This is a genomic window from Agrobacterium sp. SUL3 (assembly GCF_001263295.1).
GTDB lineage: Bacteria > Pseudomonadota > Alphaproteobacteria > Rhizobiales > Rhizobiaceae > Agrobacterium > Agrobacterium tomkonis.
This window is the reverse complement of the sequence record NZ_KQ414500.1, coordinates 115,695-134,554: the sequence shown is the minus strand read 5'-3', so window position 1 is coordinate 134,554 and position 18,860 is coordinate 115,695. Positions and strand designations below refer to the sequence as shown.

At 58.4% G+C, this 18,860-nt stretch carries 17 protein-coding genes, 1 tRNA gene, 1 pseudogene and 1 riboswitch; of the genes and pseudogenes, 4 read left to right on the top strand and 15 right to left on the bottom strand.

The features are described 5' to 3' along the window. Positions 1 to 122 precede the first annotated feature (122 nt). Both AKG12_RS07960 and AKG12_RS07950 read right to left on the bottom strand, forming a co-directional pair. Positions 123 to 974 carry a LysR family transcriptional regulator gene (locus AKG12_RS07960; RefSeq protein WP_052818445.1) on the bottom strand — a complete coding sequence of 284 codons (852 nt, stop codon included), beginning with the start codon at positions 972 to 974 and terminating at the stop codon, positions 123 to 125. 452 nt (positions 975 to 1,426) lie between these two features. After that, a riboswitch (glycine riboswitch) is annotated at positions 1,427 to 1,520 on the bottom strand. Positions 1,521 to 1,692: 172 nt separating this feature from the next. After that, positions 1,693 to 2,442 carry a L,D-transpeptidase gene (locus AKG12_RS07950; protein ID WP_232370416.1) on the bottom strand — a complete coding sequence of 250 codons (750 nt, stop codon included), beginning with the start codon at positions 2,440 to 2,442 and terminating at the stop codon, positions 1,693 to 1,695. Positions 2,443 to 3,118: 676 nt separating this feature from the next. Between AKG12_RS07950 and AKG12_RS07945 the strand changes: the two genes are divergently transcribed. Next, entirely contained in the window at positions 3,119 to 4,111 is a 993-nt protein-coding gene (locus tag AKG12_RS07945; RefSeq protein WP_052818443.1) for a DUF1963 domain-containing protein, read from the top strand. Between the two features lie 157 nt (positions 4,112 to 4,268). Here AKG12_RS07945 and AKG12_RS07940 read toward each other — a convergent pair. From AKG12_RS07940 to AKG12_RS07900, 9 genes and pseudogenes are all read right to left on the bottom strand, one after another. After that, positions 4,269 to 4,781 (bottom strand): annotated as a pseudogene (locus tag AKG12_RS07940) (helix-turn-helix domain-containing protein); the annotation flags it as partial. A 262-nt stretch (positions 4,782 to 5,043) separates the two neighbouring features. Further along, on the bottom strand, positions 5,044 to 6,825 hold the full coding sequence (locus AKG12_RS07935) for a chloride channel protein (RefSeq protein WP_080842149.1): 1,782 nt from the start codon (positions 6,823 to 6,825) through the stop codon (positions 5,044 to 5,046). A gap of 100 nt (positions 6,826 to 6,925) precedes the next feature. Continuing rightward, on the bottom strand, positions 6,926 to 7,750 hold the full coding sequence (locus AKG12_RS07930) for an MBL fold metallo-hydrolase (RefSeq protein WP_052818442.1): 825 nt from the start codon (positions 7,748 to 7,750) through the stop codon (positions 6,926 to 6,928). Between the two features lies 1 nt (position 7,751). Further along, complete coding sequence (locus AKG12_RS07925; protein ID WP_046800159.1) at positions 7,752 to 8,534, bottom strand: TatD family hydrolase; 783 nt, start codon at positions 8,532 to 8,534, stop codon at positions 7,752 to 7,754. An 11-nt stretch (positions 8,535 to 8,545) separates the two neighbouring features. Beyond that, a complete protein-coding gene (metG, locus tag AKG12_RS07920) occupies positions 8,546 to 10,096 on the bottom strand; it encodes a methionine--tRNA ligase (RefSeq protein ID WP_052818441.1) in 1,551 nt (516 codons plus the stop codon). Positions 10,097 to 10,200: 104 nt separating this feature from the next. Beyond that, complete coding sequence (locus tag AKG12_RS07915; RefSeq protein ID WP_052818440.1) at positions 10,201 to 11,226, bottom strand: DNA polymerase III subunit delta'; 1,026 nt, start codon at positions 11,224 to 11,226, stop codon at positions 10,201 to 10,203. Further along, a complete protein-coding gene (gene tmk / locus AKG12_RS07910) occupies positions 11,219 to 11,893 on the bottom strand; it encodes a dTMP kinase (protein WP_052818439.1) in 675 nt (224 codons plus the stop codon). The genes AKG12_RS07915 and tmk overlap by 8 nt, the downstream gene beginning before the upstream one ends. Positions 11,894 to 12,030: 137 nt before the next feature. Then, positions 12,031 to 13,197, bottom strand: a complete 1,167-nt coding sequence (locus AKG12_RS07905) for a D-alanyl-D-alanine carboxypeptidase family protein (RefSeq protein ID WP_052818438.1) — start codon at positions 13,195 to 13,197, stop codon at positions 12,031 to 12,033. A gap of 72 nt (positions 13,198 to 13,269) precedes the next feature. Then, entirely contained in the window at positions 13,270 to 14,358 is a 1,089-nt protein-coding gene (locus AKG12_RS07900) for a septal ring lytic transglycosylase RlpA family protein (RefSeq protein ID WP_052818437.1), read from the bottom strand. 319 nt (positions 14,359 to 14,677) lie between these two features. Here AKG12_RS07900 and AKG12_RS07895 point away from each other — a divergent pair, with 319 nt between their 5' ends. After that, positions 14,678 to 15,022 (top strand): hypothetical protein, encoded by a 345-nt coding sequence (locus AKG12_RS07895; RefSeq protein ID WP_052818436.1) that lies wholly within the window; start codon positions 14,678 to 14,680, stop codon positions 15,020 to 15,022. 134 nt (positions 15,023 to 15,156) lie between these two features. On the opposite strand, the gene AKG12_RS07890 is transcribed toward AKG12_RS07895, so the two are convergent. From AKG12_RS07890 to AKG12_RS07875, 4 genes are all read right to left on the bottom strand, one after another. Further along, positions 15,157 to 15,246, bottom strand: a tRNA-Ser gene (locus tag AKG12_RS07890). A 90-nt stretch (positions 15,247 to 15,336) separates the two neighbouring features. After that, a complete protein-coding gene (locus AKG12_RS07885) occupies positions 15,337 to 15,489 on the bottom strand; it encodes a hypothetical protein (protein WP_052818435.1) in 153 nt (50 codons plus the stop codon). A 355-nt stretch (positions 15,490 to 15,844) separates the two neighbouring features. Next, positions 15,845 to 16,072, bottom strand: a complete 228-nt coding sequence (locus tag AKG12_RS07880) for a hypothetical protein (RefSeq protein WP_052818434.1) — start codon at positions 16,070 to 16,072, stop codon at positions 15,845 to 15,847. A 14-nt stretch (positions 16,073 to 16,086) separates the two neighbouring features. Continuing rightward, on the bottom strand, positions 16,087 to 16,350 hold the full coding sequence (locus AKG12_RS07875; RefSeq protein ID WP_052818433.1) for a hypothetical protein: 264 nt from the start codon (positions 16,348 to 16,350) through the stop codon (positions 16,087 to 16,089). A gap of 137 nt (positions 16,351 to 16,487) precedes the next feature. Here AKG12_RS07875 and AKG12_RS07870 point away from each other — a divergent pair, with 137 nt between their 5' ends. Beyond that, a complete protein-coding gene (locus tag AKG12_RS07870; protein WP_052818432.1) occupies positions 16,488 to 17,207 on the top strand; it encodes a hypothetical protein in 720 nt (239 codons plus the stop codon). A gap of 139 nt (positions 17,208 to 17,346) precedes the next feature. Next, on the top strand, positions 17,347 to 18,822 hold the full coding sequence (locus tag AKG12_RS07865; protein WP_052818431.1) for a D-alanyl-D-alanine carboxypeptidase family protein: 1,476 nt from the start codon (positions 17,347 to 17,349) through the stop codon (positions 18,820 to 18,822). Positions 18,823 to 18,860: the final 38 nt, after the last annotated feature.

Here is an 18,860-nt window from a genome sequence, read left to right as displayed (position 1 = left end):
TGGGAATACGGGCAGGTCCAACCGGTCACCGCACGCGCGCAGGACAGACCTGTCACGCGGCATTTTACACCGCGCCAAATCCCGGAAAATTCGGCAATGGCGCAGGCTTGATCTGCACATAATCAGGAACGCCACAAGGGCTTGAGACTTTCACTGATAAAGTCCATGGCAACACGTATCCGTGGCGTGTCGCGCACGTCTTCGTGGATCACCAGCCAAACGTCGATCCTGACACCCGGATCGAGTGGATCGAACCTCACAAGACCGTGTTCCGCGGCGAGGTAGGCGGGCAGCAGCGCCACCCCACAGCCGCCGGCGGCAGCAGCAGCCTGTATGCGCAGGTCGTTGCTGCACATGAACACCTCGTCGGCGGAAAGCCTGTCATCAAGCCAGCGATAGTGATCCGACTCCCGCATGGTAACATCGTAACTGATATAGAGAGGAGGGCCGTTTCTTGTCGGGTAGGCAGGGTCGGCATAGAGGAAATAGGACAATTGTCCAAGGCGGCGCGCAACCAGCGTGGCTTCGCTCGGCCGCTTCAGGCTGATGGCAATATCCGCTTCTCCCTTGGAGAGGGACATCGCCTCCATGGTGCCGACAAGACGGAGCCTTACGTCAGGATGCTGAGATTGCAGCGCGGAGATTTGCGGCGCAATGAAACTGTAGAGCAGCGATGGCGGCGCGGATACCACGATATCACCTTCGATACCGTTCTGACCGGAACCGGCGCAGCGGCTCAGAGCAAATGCCGATCTGCTCATTTCCTCGGCGAAGTTCGCGACGTCGCGGCCCATATCGGTCAGCACATATGATCGTGGCCTGCGATCCACAAGCTTTACCGAAAGTGAGGTTTCCAGCGATGTGATGCGCCGACTGACGGTCGTATGATCGACGCGTAGCGCCTTGGCGGTTGCCGTGATCGAACCGTGGTGAGCAAAGGCGGAGAAAAATCGCAAATCTTCCCAATCGACCATTTTAAATTTCCTGAATTAGGTGTGTTCGTACAAGAACCGCATACGGGTCTCATCGCGAGATGGCGGATCGCGAGGTGCTTGCGTCACACCTGTCGAGCGCCATTGCCCGGTGAAGCCGCGTAGAACCGTTTAAATTTTGAAGGTGACTGGGGTGAGATGCCGCCGCTGACGCCGGCTGGCATGAGCGCCGACGCGCGGGAATCCGCAACGCCTGACAAGGTCGTGTGCGGCAAATGGAATTGCCGCCATTGTCAATGAAAATGGTCTTGAAACTGCGTCAACGCAATTGACTGTCGATAGGGAAGGGTGACTTCCAGCCATAGGTGCTCCTTGCCCGTTTTCTTGGGCTTTTTGGCACCCCCTCTGTCATTGGCCTGAGAGATTCGCTCACCGTGTTTCGGCGAACTTACACCATCGGCGCGAGCAATAAGCCCGCTTTTCAGAGTTTGTATGATCTTGCAGCGGTCCATTTGCCTGAGAGTTTCCGGGGTGGTTGCTCCGTCGGCGCCGATGTTGGGAGAAATCGGTCTCTCCCGCTGCTCGATATGTGTTGCCCCACGCCTCAATCACGAGGTCTGGAGCGCTGCGATGTTGCGTTTCCACGACCGAAAGGCCCCAGATCCGCTAAACCGAACGACCGCGAGATATGGTGTCGTTTATGGCGTAAATTTGACCCGCAGCGGTTATTCTTGATCATTTCCCGCTCAGATTGACGTTATCAGATGACCAAAAGGGGTGTTTTCCCTTTCACTCGATCATAAAGATCGATCGCATCCTGCATCAGCATTCTTACGCAACCCGAGGAAGAGTTTTTGCCTATGGTTCTCCAGCTTGGTGATCCGTGAATACGATAGAGCGTATCCTTGCCGTTCTGGAAAATGTACATGGCGCGCGCACCGAGAGGGTTCCTGGGGCCGGGGGCCATTCCACCTGCTTCAACACCGTAGGGCTTGAGTTCAGGATTGCGTGCGATCATATCGTCCGGCGCCTTCCACCTCGGCCATTTCTGTTTCCATTGAACGACAGCGCGTCCTTTCCATGATCGTCCCTGAGTTCCGAGCCCCACGCCGTAGCGTATGGCTCGGCCACGGGGAAGAACCCAGTAGAGGAACCGCTCATTTGTATCTACGACAATGGAATAGGCAGGCTCTGCGGTGATGTATTCGACCTCCTGTCGGAGGTATTGTGGGTCAATGGCGCGGTAATTGACTGCTGGAACGTCAAAGCCACCATCCGCCAGCGCAGCATAAATTTCGTCGTAAGCGAAACCGGTACCCGCAGGCTTTGGCCTGTTGTCCTTCGCCGTTTTTGGGGCTGTCGTCGTTTCATTTTTATTTTCGGGCAGGGTAGCCGCGACAACTTCGAGTTTCGTCTTGGGAACCTGCTCGCAACCTGCAGCCAGGAATGAACTGATGGCCAGGGTAAGCAGCGATCTGCGAGACAAGTGAGAATTGATTTTCTGTTCCAAGGCTGTTCTGCTGTCGAATTCTAGGGGCTATGCCGGGATCGGGGCTGACAACCGACTAAGCGCCACGGCCCGGATGTCTGCTGCGCGACAGAAACCATGAAATCTGCGCGTTCGATACTGCGCAAATGCGCAGATTGGCCCTGCGACATTCCCGGTAAAAACCGGGTGTGATGTCTATTCAAGGCCTATCTTGCAAACACGGATCGGTCATGAACGCGGTCGTCGACCGGGATTGCGTTTGCGCTGCAGACAGCCGTGGCACGGTGCGATTTTTCTGAAATTGTGGTCGAACGGGGCGTGGCGACTTCCAACGTTGACATTGACCAGCGTTATGCGAGGAGAGGGTCGCATTTCTATCTTGCCGGACTGTCGAATTACTAAATAGCCGCCACATACGATGTGGCAGCAAGGTTAAATTGTCGCGGATTTTGCAATGTTAAAATGTCACCTGTCGCTCTGCCAGCCGGTTAGAAATGGACACTTGCTCCGACAATCAGCCCCCGACCGGACCGGCTGGGCCGGGTTGCAAGGTCAGGGAGGGGGCGGGTGATGGAACACCCGCTTCGGCTTTAGCTTTCTCAACCGAAACGACTGCTTTGCGCCCAAAGCGGTCATTGCAGATGCCACAAAACTCCCTACTCTCTGATTCTGGTGGAATGTCGAAAGAGAATGGAACATGACCGCATTCGCTGATTCGCTCTCCATCCAGCGCGCCTGCAACACTTTGAACCTCGACACGGCGTTGTCGCGCGCGCTCGTCAACACGGCGCTGCCAACAATCTGGTTCCGTCACGATGATCCAGTGACCGACGCCGCACTCTCCGTCGGCGTAAGCAAAGTGGGAGGTGAGCCGGATCTCCCACCGGGGATCATCTGGCCGACCCGTCCGGCACTGGCCGACCCAGATGGCACTGCGAAGAGGCTCCGGACGAGCCTCACAAACGGCGCGGGCGCCGACGAGACGGAACCTTGCGTGGAATTCGTCATCGAGCATCTGGCGCACGAGACGCCCATGGCCTTTCTCGCGCAGGTGAACCTTTCGGTCATCGCGCGCGAACCCGGCTTCGATCCTTCCCTCCCGGATCGCGGTATGTTGTGGGCGTTCAATGATCCCTTCGCCGACTGGTATCCTACGCAATCGCCCAGCGGGGGCATTGCTCTTTTGTGGAGTGACGCGGGTGGATTGGAACGACGCCCGACACCTCAGGTCGTGCGCGAGGCCTGGCAGAAGGGGGTGAGCGATTACGGCTCCCGGATGTCCGAGCCTTGGGAGGCCGACGTCAAGTCCGAGCCGCTTATTCCCGTCTCTGGCTGGTCGATCAGTCCGCGTCTCAGCCGGCACGCCTATATCGACCTTGCGGATGAGCGCTTCGAGATGAAGGAGGGCGGCGGAGATCAGCTTGGGGGATGGGAGCAACCGATTCAACAAAGAATGCATGGCAACGTAGAATTGATCTCCATGGGTAAAGCAGACAGCGAACTGGCTCACGCCGAGGGCGTCCTTTCCGCCGGCGAACGTTGGCGGCATGTGCTGACAATCAATGCCGAGACCTATCTCTGGCGGCTCATGCCTACCTGGGGTGATGGCGCAATGTTTATGTTCGTAGATGAAAAAGAACTCGAGGCTCGCCGCTTTGATAAAGCAGCGGGCACCTCTCAGTTCACCTAAGAACGCCCGGTCTACTCAGACGCACGCCTTTAACACGTCAGACTAGAGCGGCTTGGTTATGGACGTCCGGCATTTTGCACTTCGTTATGAGGAGGCGTGATCCTACCGAGCACCATCTGTAACATTGTTGGCAATTCCAAATTTCGATGTCAGGATTGCCGGTAGCGTCATCGATATAGACGAGAAGGGCGCATTTTGGTCCGCGATTCTCGAACCACCAGTGATGCGATCCATCGATCTGCACCAGCTCGCCATAGGCCTCGCGACGTAATCTCGGTTGATGAAACGTCCGGCGCTGCTTGCGCGACAACCACAAGCCAGCATCCACCATCCAGCCGCGGACGGTCTCACGCGAAACCCGCAAACCATCACGCTCGGCCAGCTTCTCGGTCGCCAGGGTCGGTCCGAAGTCCGCATAGTGCTCACGAACCAACGCTACCGCGTAATCGCGAACGCCGTCACTGATCCGGTTGTTCGACGGTCGGCCGATGGCCTTGTGCCGGATCGACGCAGCACCACCAGTCCGGATTCGGTCCAGCAGTCGGCGGACCTGACGCTCACTCAGGTCAAGCACATGTGCCGCTGACACCATCGTCATTCGACCGGCCATGACTTTCGACAAAACCGCGATCCGCTGCAAATCCCGCTCGCTCATCGTAATCAGTCCCATCTGCAATCTCCCAGAGGCCAATCAGACCCGGGGAGTGTGACATTCCAACTTTGCAGGAAGAGGACACTTTAACTTTGCGGCTACATACGATAATCGCATAAGATAGATTATGGAACTAATTTGCTAAGAATTCAAGGATTTCGCGTGCAGGCACATCAACGAGCCGCGCTCATTCCTTTGCTTGCAAATAAATACGACCGGTATAAAAAACTGAGTTAAATATAATTATATCAATGTATAAAGAGAATTTTCTAATCTAACTCTACAACTCTCCTGACGCCTCCCGGCGTCTCAGTTCCAGCTCTTCGCTGTAGCGCCTGAGCGTATGGCTTTCGGTGAGCAGACCAACCGGGCGGTTCTCTATCTTGTCATTAACAACGACCAGCGCTTCGCTTTCCGTGGCATCGAAGGCCGCTGCCGCCTGACGTGCATTCATGGTCGGCAGCAGCACGTCGTTCTTATATTGCAGATAGGTCTCAAGGCTGATCTTGCTCGGATCACGATCCATCGGGTCGGCGTAGATTTCCGGCACGAGGACGATGCCGGCATAACGCCCGTCATCATGAGTCATGATCACCCGCTGCGTCGAACCGAGCGGGAATTTCTCCTTGAAGGCCGGGAGCCCCATGCTGACATTGGCCTTTCGGATATCGGCACGCATCATCTTGCCAACCGTCAGGTCGCGGATCCAGCCAATATCATGGGCGCTGCGAATACTCTCTCCGCGCAGGTGAAAACGCCAGGTGGCGAAGGAATAACCGAAGGTCGTGCGCACCACCAGCGAGGTGGTGATGACGGCGGCAAGCACCAGAGCGGTGATCTGGAAGTCGCCAGTCAGTTCCAGCGCCAGGAACGTCATCGTCAAAGGGCCACCGATGATGGCGGCGGCAAAGGCGCTCATACCAATCACGGCATAAACGATGGGCGCTGTCGAGCCATAGCCGATATAGGGGGCGCAGAGCGCGAAAACCTTACCCAGAAGCGAACCCATGAACAGCGAGGCGAAAAACAGGCCGCCACGAAAATTGGAACCGATGGAAATGGCGCTGGCCGCCGCTTTCAGCAGGAAGAGCCCGGCCAACCCGTAAATCGTCAGTTCAGCATCGATATTGAGATGCAGCGCGCCATGGCCGCTCGACAGCACCTGCGGTGAAATCAGCGCAAGAGCGCCGACCGCCACGCCACCAATGGCCGGACGCAGCCAGCCGGGAATGGCGCTTTTGCGGGCCGTCTCCTCGATGAAGGAAACGGTCTGCATCAGCACGATGCCGATCGCCGCGCACACGACACCCAGAAAGATGGCGGGCACGTAATCCGCAGGCGTCACGCGGCTGGCATCGACAATATCGATCGACAGGCCATGGCCGCCGATAATCCCGATAACGGTGGTGGCCACCAGCGCGGAGACGATGAGCGGCGCAAGCGTGACGACGGTATAGGTGCCGATAATGAGTTCGATGGCGTAAAACGCCCCGGTCAGCGGCGCATTGAAGGCCGCCGCAATCGCACCCGCAGCACCACAACCGACGAGGATGCGCATGTCCCCTCGCCGCAGTTTCAGCTTGATGCCGAGCTTGGAGGCCACGCCGCTGGCAATCTGCGTATAACCCGCCTCAAGCCCGACGGACGCGCCGAAACCGTTCGAGACGATGTTCTGCACGCAGACGATGATGCTGTCCGTCAGCGACAGGCGGCCCCCATGCAGGGCATTGGCCTCGATCGGGTCGACCATCGGTTTCTTGCGGGTCTTTGAAAGAATGAAGATGATCAGGCCAAGCACGATGCCGCCGACGATCGGTCCAGCAAGCACGACGGGGCCTGAGAGGTCGCTGCTGCTCAGCCGCTCGGTGCCGAAGACCAGAACATGCAGCGCCGTGCTCAACGCGCCGATCAGCGCCACCAGAAGCCCCGCCGCAATGCCAATGAGAGCCGCAAGAGCCACCAGCCCCAGTTCGCCGCGTCGGAACATCGCCCGCAACCGGCTGGCGCGCAGATTGTCGAAGAAGCTCGCCATACTGGGTGCACGGAAAGGCCGGGTCGACATGCTGTTCCTTCTCAGGCGACGTCAAAGCGCGACGCGCCTGTACTAGTGTTTCAAAGCACGTCCCTGCCCCAAAACCGGAGACCGATTTTGAGAGACATGCTCAGGGCGCCTCGAACTCGACTTCGAAACGCATCTGGTCGTAAGCCGGTTCGACGTGATCAGGCGTTTCACGCATTACCGTCTCATAATCGAGCGGAATATGCATATGGGTCAAGATCGCCCGTTTGGGTGCGAATCTTTCGATCCAGCCAAGCGCCTGTTCCAGCGAAAGATGGCTGGGGTGGTAGCGGTGCTGCAACGCGTCGATGACGAGAATATCGAGGCCGGCAAGCTTGGGCACGCTCTCAGTCGGAAAATCGCTGACATCAGTGCAATAGCCAACGTCGCCAATGCGAAAGCCAAGCGAATGTACATCACCATGCTGCTGCATATGCACGTTGAAAGGTATCGGCCCACCTGCCCCGTCGATAATCACAGGCACGTCGATGTCGGCGATGATCCGCGGTTCGACGATTGGCGGATAACTGCTGCCCGGCGGTGTCTCCAGGCAATAGGCGAAACCGTCCCATATGCGCGCCATGGTAACGGGATCGGCATAGATCGGAATGCGGTTTTGCTGGATGGCGAAATAGATGCGCAGATCATCGATACCATGCAGATGATCGGCATGGGCGTGGGTGTAAAGCACCGCATCGACGGCCTCCACCTTTGCGGCAATCATCTGTTCGCGAAAATCCGGGCCAGTATCGATCACGACGGTGGTCTTGCCACTATCCGGGCCGATCTGCTCCACCATGAAGGCCGTGCGCGTGCGCCGGTTCTTCGGATTTTCGGGATCGCAGGCACCCCAGTCGCCGTTGATGCGCGGCACACCGGGCGAAGACGCGCAGCCGAGAACCGTGAAGCGACGACGGTAGATTGCCACGCTACACCCTTGTCATCTTCGAAAAGCAGCGAAAGGCGTTCTCGGTGGTAATTTCGGCCATTCGCTCGAAAGAAACACCATGCACCTCGGCCAGAACTTCAGCCGTATTGACCACGTAGGAAGGCTCGTTGCGTTTTCCCCGCCAGCGCTTCGGCGCAAGATAGGGCGCATCGGTTTCGACAAGCAGCCGGTCAAGCGGCACGGTGGCGGCTATATCACGGATATCCTGCGATTTCGGGAAGGTGAGAATGCCCGAAAAGGAAACATAACCGCCAAGCTCAACGCCGGTTTTCGCCAGTTCAGGACCCGCGGAGAAGCAATGCAGGATGAAGGGGAATGCCCCCTTTTCGCTTTCCGCGCGCAAAATAGCGGCCATGTCGTCATCGGCGCTGCGGCTGTGAATGACGAGCGGCAGCTTCGTCCGTCTTGCCGCTTCGATATGGCGAATGAGGCCGGTCTTCTGGTCTTCCGGCTTCTGCGTATCGTAGAAATAATCCAGTCCCGCCTCACCGATCGCCACGATCTTGTCGTGGCTTTCCGCCAGCCGCACCAGATCGTCAGCCGATATATCCAGTTCCTCGGCTGCACTGTTGGGATGTGTGCCGACCGAGCAAAAGACCGACGGATATTTTTCCGCGATCTTCAAAAGCTCGGGCAAACGGCGCACCCGGGTCGAGATCGTCACCATCTGGCTCACGCCGGAGGCATGGGCGCGGGCGATGATATCGTCGCGCTCAGCATCGAAGTCAGGAAAATCCAGATGGCAATGGGTATCGATCAGCATCGGTCTCGCCTTCACGCTTCCGGCGCAACGTAACGCGGGAAGACCGGCTTCGGTGCTTCGAGCGGCGTGCCTGGAACCAGACGACCGGCCTCGCCGAGCGCTGCGAAATCGCGTTTGTCAGCGGCAGCTGCCACGAGATCGAGCAACTTGTCGCAGGATTCCGGCATGAAGGGTTGCAGGAGAATGCCGATCTGGCGCACCACTTCCGCCGTGACGTAAAGCACGGTGCCCATGCGCTCAGGATCAGTCTTCTTCAGCGCCCATGGCTCCTGCGATGCGAAATAACGGTCGGTCTCCGAAACGACGGCGATGATGGCCGCAAGTGCACGGTGAAGCAACTGCTTGCCCATTTCCTCGCGGCAGAGCGCCAGCAGCCCGTCAGCCGAAGCCAGCATCGCCTTGTCTTCTTCGGTGAATTCGCCGGGTGCCGGGATCTGGCCGTCGCAATTCTTGACAATCATAGACAGCGAACGGCTGGCGAGATTGCCGATGCCGTTGGCGAGATCGGCATTGATGCGGGTGGCGATGCCCTCTTCGCTGTAGCTGCCGTCCTGGCCGAAGGAAACTTCGCGCAGGAAGAAATACCGCACCTGATCAAGGCCGAAGTGAGCAACCAGATTGGCGGGATCGACGACATTGCCGAGCGACTTCGACATCTTCTCGCCCTTGTTGAGCAGGAAGCCATGCGCATAGACCCGCTTGGGCAACGGCAGCTTCGCGCTCATCAGGAAGGCAGGCCAGTAGACCGCATGGAAGCGGATGATGTCCTTGCCGATGATATGCACGTCGGCGGGCCAATATTTGGCGCGCGGGCCGTTCCTGTCTTCGATGTAACCCGTGGCGGTGATGTAGTTGGTCAGGGCGTCGACCCAGACATACATGACATGCTTCGGATCGTTCGGAACCTTGATGCCCCAATCGAAGGTGGTGCGGGAAATCGACAGGTCCTTCAGACCGGATTTGACGAAGGAGATGATCTCGTTGCGCCGCTCCGCCGGGCCGATGAATTCGGGGTTTTCCTCGTAGAGCTTCAGCAGCTTGTCCTGGTATTCGGAGAGCTTGAAGAAGTAGCTTTCCTCCTCCACCCATTCCACCGGTGTGCCCTGCGGCCCATAACGCACGCCGTCGGCGCGCACTTCCGTTTCGTCCTCGCCGTAATAGGCCTCGTCGCGCACGGAATACCAGCCGGCATAGCTGTCCTTGTAGATGTCGCCGCTATCGGCCATCAGGTTCCAGATATTGCGCGAGGTCTCGTGGTGGCGCTCTTCCGTGGTGCGGATGAAATCGTCATTCGAGGCGTTGAGCAGCTTGCCCATTGCCCGGAACTGGTCGGAATTGCGCTGCGCCAGCTCTTCCGGCGAAATGCCTTCCGCCCGCGCCGTCTGCTGCATCTTCTGGCCGTGTTCGTCGGTGCCGGTCAGGAAGAACACATCCATTCCATCCAGACGCTGGAAACGTGCCATGGCGTCCGTCGCAATCAGCTCATAGGCATGGCCGATATGCGGCTTGCCGTTGGGATAGGAGATCGCGGTGGTGATGTAGAATGGTGTCTTGTCTGTCATGACGGTCTATCGACTTTACAGGCTGTTTTTTTGGATAGACCGCTCTTAAACCATTGTTCGCAGCAGCGAAAGCGAAGAGTACGATTTGTACGATCCCCGCGCCTTCAGACGCCGCGAATATCTTCCAGAATGGAAAGCACCATCTGCTTCTTGTCGAGATTATAGGCCTGCGCCACGCTGATCCGCTCCGCAAGCATCGAGGAAAGCCGCGCATGTCTTTCCGCCGCCGCTATATCGCCCGCCATCGCCGCCGCCCGGGCCCGCTCCATCAGCTCTTCCGTCACATGCTCCATGAAGAATCCGAGGACGATATCGCCATCCTTCTGCGCCAGAACCTCAGCAAGCTTGTGCATCTTCTTGCGTGCTCCCGGCCCTTCCGCAGACATCACCTCGGCAAATGCCTCGACAATGTCGGAGCCGCCGTAATTCGTGAGCTTGAGCGCCTGCGCCACGCTGCCCTTCGAGGCGGCAATCAGGGCATCGCGCTTTTCGCCGGCGGAGCCGATGCCGAGATGATCGAGCGATTGCACCATATCCGCATCTGAAAGCGGCAGGAGCCGCAGCGGCATGCAGCGCGAGCGGATGGTCGGTAGTAATTTTCCGGGTGCATGGGAGAGAACAAGGAACATCGCTCGTTTTGGCGGCTCCTCCAATATTTTCAGGATCGCATTCGCGGCATTGCGGTTGAGATCGTCGGCCGGATCGATGATGACGATGCGCCAGTTGCCCGTGCCCGAGGTTTGCGAGAAGAAATGCCCTGCCCGCCGCACCTCATCCACGGTGATCGCGGATTTCACGCGGCCGGTTTTTTCATCCACCGGACGCGTCAGATGCAACAGGTTGTGCGAGGCCCCGGCCGTGATCTGCCGGCTGACGAGCGACTGCGGATCGGGATCGGCAAGGACATCCGGGGCCGAAGACGGATCGGGATGGGTGAGGACATGATTGGCGAAACGGAAGGCGAGCGTCGCCTTGCCTATCCCTTCCGGCCCTTCGATGAGAATGGCATGATGGCCCTTGCCGGAGCGATAGGATTGCGCGAGGAACGCTTCGACTTCCTCATGCCCGAAAAGCTTCGTGTTCTGCTGCGGCGCAATCGCGCCGTCGAGAACGCCCTGAACCTCACTCATGCGCCGCGCCCACTGCCGTTCCCAGTTGCTCGAGCAAGGGCTCGACAAAGGACATCACGTCCTCCGCCACCTTCTCCTCCGGCTGGTCGGCATTGACGATACGGCAGCGACGCGGCTCGGCAAGCGCTATATCGAGATAGGCTTCCCGTCGCTTCTCGTGCGTTTCGATTTCTTCCTTTTCGAACCGGTCGGGCGCAGCCCCCTCATCCGCCCGTTTTCTGGCGCGCGCCAGCCCCTTTTCGGCGGCGATATCGAAGATCAGCGTCAGTTCCGGCACAACGCCATCGATCGCAATGCGTTGCAGCGTTTCGATGAAATCCGGTTCCAGATTGCCGGTCGTGCCCTGATAGACACGGGAGGAATCAAGAAACCGGTCGCAGAGCACGATCTCGCCACGCGCAAGCGCCGGGCGAATGACCTCCTCGACATGGTCGTTGCGCGCCGCCGCAAACAGGATTGCTTCCATGCGCACACCGAAGGATTCCGCCGCGCCTGACAACAGAACATGCCGAACGGCCTCCGCACCCGGCGAGCCGCCCGGCTCGCGCGTCACGACCACCTCGAAGCCGCGACCGCGAAGCGCCTCGGCAAGTGTGCGAATCTGCGTCGACTTGCCGGCACCCTCGCCGCCTTCGAAGCTGATGAACAGTCCAGTCTTTTCGGCCAATGTCACGTCCTGCGAGGAATTCCCGGAAATATTGAAATGCCTGTTTACAGCATCGAACCAAAAAGTGTGAAGCGCTTTTCAGAAAATGAGGTGCCTGAACAAAAGCATAGGAGCAAGGTGGCGCAAGGCGCGGATTTTCAGAGCCAGAACAGCAGCAGTTCCTTCAACGCACCCGCCGCATTCTGGGTCAGCGAGCCCTTGCCGACCGAACCCTTGGTATAAAGCGGCACTTCGCGCAGCAGCCGCTCGCCCGAAAAGACCTTGAGCGTTCCCGCATTGGCGCCAACGTCCAGAGGTGCATTCAACGGCCAGCGATAGACAATCCGTCCGGAAATTCGCTCCGGATTGTTGACCGGCACCAGCACACTGACATCTTCCTTTGGCGAGAGATCGACATAGGAGGCATCGCCGCCATAGACGCTGACCGAACCCACCACTTCATCCTTGCTGAAAAGATGGCGCTTTTCGAAAGCTGTGAGGCCCCAATCGACCACTCGGCGGGCTTCTTCCTGCCGCGTCTTGTCGTCTGTTATGCCCGATAGCGCCAGATAGACCCGCCGTCCCTCCCGCTCTGCCGAAACCACGGCCGCAAAGCCGCTGCCTTCCGCAAAGCCAAGCCCGAGCCCATCTATGCCGTTCCCAAGCAGTGTGTTTTTGTTGCGCTGGAATATCCGGTTCCATTCGAAATCCGGCTTGGTGAAAAGCCCATAGCGATCCGGATAAGTATCATGGAGATGCTGGGCAAGACGTACCATATCCCTGGCGGTCGTCTGGTTGCCCGGATCAGGAAGCCCGGTGGAATTGGTAAATCTGCTGCGGCCCATGCCGAGTTCGCCGGCTCGCACCGTCATGCGCTTGGCAAATGCGGGGTCCGAACCCGCCATGCCTTCGGCGACGATGATGCAGCCGTCATTGGCGTTCTGCACGATGATGCCGGTCAGGAGATCGTTGATACCGACGGAAGATTTCAGCGCCGCGAACATGGTCGAGGTTCGTGACGGCGCGCCGCCCGTGCGCCAGGCATATTCAGAGACGGGATAAGCGGTCTCCGGCGTCACCTGCGCCTTGGAAAGCGCATCCAGCACCACTTCCACCGTCATCAGCTTTGCAAGCGACGCCGGCGGAAACGACTGATCCTCATTTTGCGAAAGAAGCACGGTGCCGGTTTCGGCATCGATCATATAGGCCTGTTCAGCCTTGGCGATGAAGGGCGCAGTCTGCGATTGCGCCGCACCTGCGCTTAAAAATGCAAGCCCGGCCGCGACGACCACCGAACAATAGGAGCGATAAATGGCCTTGCGCATGAAACCGCCCAGTCCTGCCTGCCGAAACCGGCCGCCCGAAACGAAACGGATGCAGCCCTACCCTTCAATCCGTCAGCGCGACTTCGCCTGCTGACGCTTCACATGGGCGAGTATCGATTGCTCGTTGAGCGCGCCACGATCGACCAGCACGCTGTCGAAGGCACGTGCGGTCCGGGAAACCGTAGCAGATTCTTGCGAATAAGCCGCCGCATATTTGGACGATGGTGTCGGCACGCGCAGATAATTGCCGCCGGGCGCCGCCGGCTCACGCATGAAGTTTCCTTCCGGACGTTCAGCCAGGAACGGACCGATTTCCGGCAGGATCGCAAATTGTTCGAACGCTGGCGCGGGACCATTGACCAGCGGCATGGCCTGCAGGGCCGCATTCTTCCTGGAACCGACCAGCGCCGTCTGCGTCGAACCGCTATAATTCGGATTGGAGGCAGGAGCCGGCACGAAGTTCGGAGAGGCCGAAGCCACCATCACGCCCGTTGCGATCTGCCCTTCCGGCGCAACACCCGGCGAGCGCGAGCCCTTCGGAATATAGGACGCCATCAGATAGGGCATGTCGTGACCGTCAAGCGGGGCACGGCCGGCATATTGCACCCGCACATTCGCCGTACCCGTCGCCTTCATGTCGAGAAGATCGGCCGTCTTGCTGGAAACGTCGATCAGGCGGCCTTCGTGGAAAGGTCCGCGATCGTTGACGCGCACCAGAACCGACGCGCCATTTTCCGTGTTGGTGATGCGCGCATAGCTCGGCAGGGGAAATGTCGGATGTGCGGCAGAAAGATGTTCTTTGTCGTACACCTCACCATTCGCCGTCAGGCGACCGTGGAAGGCGGAACCGTACCAGGAGGCAAGACCGGTCTTGTTATAACCCGGCTCTTCTTTCGGAAAATAACGACGGCCCTTGACGGTATAGGCATTACCGATCAGCTCGCGCCCGCCGCCCTTGGGAATGCTCTTGCCATCGGCAACGCGCGGGCTGGCTTTGACGCCATATTCCGATTCAGAGAAATATTCCTTGCTGCGCTTGGGCTTAGGCTTGGTCTCGGTCGTGGTGGAACACGACGCTGTCGCAGCGCAAAGCACGGAAATTGCAAGCCACTTCGCACCCGATCTGGTGCTGATGCCGAGTTTCTTGACCGTAGAATTCAAATCGTCTGCCCCACGCTGCTATTGGCTCGGAGAACCGCACCCTCACTTGCCTCGATGAATTGCCCCTGCCATCGAAGCACCTAACAGTCGCTTAATCTTGTGCATAACGTGGCGAAAATGCGAACGACTTCTGCAAATTCGATAAAATTGTAATGAACGTGGTTAATGATTTATCTCTTTTTGGGCGCTTGAAATCGACTGTTGACACTCGTCCGCGCCTCCTCCCACATCCGAAATAACGGAACAAAGGCAGTGTGGCCGCGTTTCTTCCCCGCAAACAAACAAGCTTCCGCCGGTTTTTCGGCTGAGGGAGGAAACCATGATCAAGTCAATAAAAGCTACAGGTCTGGCGCTTGGCATCGCCTTGGTATCCATCGCCGCGCCGATCCCGGCAGGAGCGCAGGACATGGAATTAAGGATCGGTCCGGACGGCGTGCGCCCGGTCATCCGCGATCGAGATCGCGACCGAGACGTTGACCGCCGTGGTCCGCCCCGTATGCGCGGCTGCAGCGAACGCGAAGCTCGCGCCGCCGCCCGTGAGGCTGGCCTGCGAGATCCTGAAGTCGTGCGCGTCACCCCTGGCCGCGTCGTCGTTCAGGGTTTCACCCGCCGAGGGCAGGATCGCATCACCTTCGCCAACGAACGGGGTTGCCCCGAAATCTGATCAAATGTGAAATCTGGAGCCCGCCGAAAGGCGGGTTTCTTCGTTGTGGGTAATATCAACGCAGCCCTGACCAAACGACGTGGTCCGGATCGGTAATCGTTCCGCCTTTTTTAAACGGTCATTTTTGAGCTGAATGGCAGATGGGGTGGGATTCGAACCCACGGTACGCTCTCACGCACGCCGGTTTTCAAGACCGGTTCCTTAAACCACTCGGACACCCATCCTTCGGTGGTGAGGCTTTATAGCGGTTTGAAAATGGCCGTCAATCCCGGCAGGCACAAGCCATTGCCGTCCGCCCGCCTGCATATATCCGGTCACTGTCCAGGTGTTGTCGCCGGCGGCAGCAGAGACCCTTCGCCCGCAGGAACCGTGGGAACCTGTTGGGACGATTCAAACAGCGTCAGGCTGAGAACGATTGCGACAAGCACCAGCAAAAGCGCCACGAAGAAGATTCCGGATTTATCCATGCGTCTGCTCATGTCTCTTTATGTTAGGAGCAAATATGTGCAATTCGAGGCAAGGGAAAGAATAGGACAACTTTCTGTCAAGTTGCCTGACAGATTTAGCGAGTTCATCGCCTCAAATCCTCCTCACTTGAGCAAATTTTATGCGCCGGCGTACTGTTTGGGACGGAAGTGGCCTATCGCGTCAGCAATATTGTCGCTTATATAGTCACATCGCTCCCGGGCATTGCCCAACTTTCCCCGAGCGATCAACCTGCCCCGCCCGTTTGCGGGGCTTTTTTTCTTTAATGCGTCTCTAAAAAACGTCTGTGTGCGAGAGGCTCAGCCTGCTGGCAAACCCTATTGTCGGTTTGTCTACTCAGACCCCAATACTGGGGCCGCCATCACCGTGTCGTCCGCCACCCCGAAGAATATCCTCGAACAGGTTCAGCACCGCTGGCGGCAACGTGTCAGACAATTCGGCAAGGATTTCGTTGGCGCGATTATAGGAGTAGATGGCGCAGAGCGTCAGCACCAAGAGCACGATCCACGGCCAGATTGGCTTGCGCCTTGGCGGTGTCCCGTTCGGTTGTTGCGGCATGGTCATCCGGCACCTCCCGTTCAGGCCTTCACGCGCGGTTCGCCTCCGGGCGCATAGGCGGTTTTTTGCAGGAAACGAAATATGTTGCCGCACTGGCCGCAGCGAATCATGAAATCGGTCGGATCACCCGAGGCGCGTTCGGTGCGAAACCCCTGCGGCATTTCATCGACGCGAAAATCGACATCGGCGCGGCTCTTTTCATCTGATTCCGACACTTCGGCAAAACCCTGATGGCCACATTTGGAACATTCGAGTTTCCGGGAATATCTGTCGCGCGCTGCCATATGCCGTCCTTTGCTTGCGCCCTATCAGGTAGCAGCGGCAAAACAGCATTTCAATGGCGATCGCCGCAGGTTAAAGCTTTGTCAGCCAATTTTCGGCCCGGAAATCGCCCCCGCGACAAGAACGAATCTGGAAGCCCATGCAGAACGGAACACCCCTGCTTTCCTCGTCGCTGATACGTCGCGCCGCCATCATCGCCGGAATTCTTCTCATTTTAGTCATCGCACTTAATATCGGTGTCAAATGGTATGGCGAACGTATCCTGAAGGCGGGCCACACGACGGCGACCGACGAGGTGCAGGTAACAATCGGCAACGACCGGCTCAATCTCGCGAAAAACACGCTGCGCCTACCTTCCGGTCGTGAGGGCGGCGAGCAGGAGCGAATCGATCTTTATCTGACCTGGCCCGGCCTCAACGGATATGAGGAAGGGAATCGCGCCATATTCGACGATCCGGCCCAGGCGACGGGGCTGGTTTATATTCAGCTGTCGCAAAGCACCATGTCACAGGACATGTCCGGCCGTTTCGGGCCGATCTATGCGCGGTTGACGGAAGGAGACCCTGTACCGCTGAAGCACGGATTGTTGCTGCATCGCCTGCGCGCCGATTCCGGTTACGGCAAGGAAGTTATCCTGACCGGACGGCGCGAAAGTGAAGGCGACTACGTTGTGCGTTGCCTTCTGCCGCAAACACCGCAGAAAGCCACGGGCAGCGACTGCCAGAGGGATATCCACGTCGGGCAGGATCTCAGTCTTTTTTACCGTTTCTCCTCCGGCCTGCTGCCGCAATGGCAAAAACTCGACACCGACGTGAAACATTATGTCGAGCAGCGCCTCGCAAAAGACGGAAATCCGTGAAACGACATGGCACAGATTGCGTGCGAAAAGTCGCATTTTATGGAGGGTGGATACCTTTCATAAACCACTTGGTAACGCCATCCCGATAAAGTTTCTCCCCGGAGCTATCGGGCGGGGCGTGTCCGAGCGGAACAGAAATATGCGATTGAAGAGTTCAGCAGTGTTGAAAAATGTATCTGGGGTACATTCGCGCAAAGCGGGTGCGACGTCTTTTGTAAGGTTTCTGGCGATGACCCTTGCTGCGGCGTTCATAACCGCAACATCCGTGGGCACCGCGCAGGCGGAACCGAAATATGCGGGCATCGTCATCGACGCCAAGACCGGCAAGGTTCTCTACGGCGAGGATCCGGACGGTTTGCGTTATCCCGCCTCTCTGACAAAGATGATGACGCTTTATCTGACGTTCGAGGCGCTTAATTCCGGACGCATCTCGCTTGATTCCAAGGTGCCCGTCTCGGCCAATGCCGCCAAGGAGCCGCCATCCAAACTCGGCGTGCGCGCCGGCGGCGCCATCACGGTCGAGCAGGCCATTCTCGCTCTTGTCACTCGCTCTGCCAACGACATGGCGACAGCGCTCGGTGAATATCTCGGCGGCTCGGAAGACCGTTTCGCCAGAATGATGACCGCCAAGGCCCGTGCGCTCGGCATGACCCGCACGACCTACCGCAACGCCAACGGCCTGCCCAACACGGCGCAGATGACGACGGCGCGCGATCAGGCCCGTCTCGGCATCGCCCTTCGCCAGCATTATCCGCAATATTACGGTTACTTCTCCACCCGCACCTTCAATTTTGGCAAGCAGGTTATCGGCAACCATAATCGTCTTGTCGGAACCGTTAAGGGCGTGGATGGCATCAAGACCGGTTACACCCGTGCAGCCGGCAGCAATCTTGCCACTTCGGCGCAAATCGATGGCCGTTCCATCGTTGCCGTTGTTCTCGGCGGTCGCTCCAGCGCCGCCCGTGACGCGACCATGCGTAAGCTTGTCGCGACCTATCTGCCGCAGGCATCGCGTGGCGGCAACAGCAACCTGATCGCCCAGACACGGTCCGCGCCCGTCGAAGAGCCCGTCGCCGTGGCGGCAGCTGTTCCTTCCGTTGCGGTCGCGGCTACCAATGCCGGCCTGCCCAATGCCGGCCCCGTGCCGCAAGCCCGTTATGAAGAAGCACCGGTCACCGCCTTTGCAGGCTCCTCTTCCAATGCTGCCGTCAAGGCCATGGAAGCCGCCACCTGGCAGAAGGGCAAGGATCCGGTTGTTCGCGCGCCGATCGCTCCTGATCGCAGCATGATCACCAACTCGACCAAGGTGGATAATATCGTCACCGCTTCCGTCGCCCCTTCGGCGTCGGCTACGGCTGCCGCACCTCAGGGTGGCTGGGTGATCCAGATCGGCGCATCGCCGGACGAAAATTCCGCCCGCGGCCTGCTGCAGAACGCGCAGGAAAAAGGTGGTGCGGCCCTGCGTTCCGCAAAACCCTTCACGGTCGCCTTCAGCAAGGACGGCTCCCAGATCTACCGCGCCCGTTTCGGCGGCTTTGATGGCCAGAACGCCGCGGTAAATGCATGCAATGCATTGAAAAAGAAAGGCGTCAGCTGCTGGGCGTCACTCCAGTAACCGATGTTTCCGCAGGCGGCGTTCATTGTCGAAACATC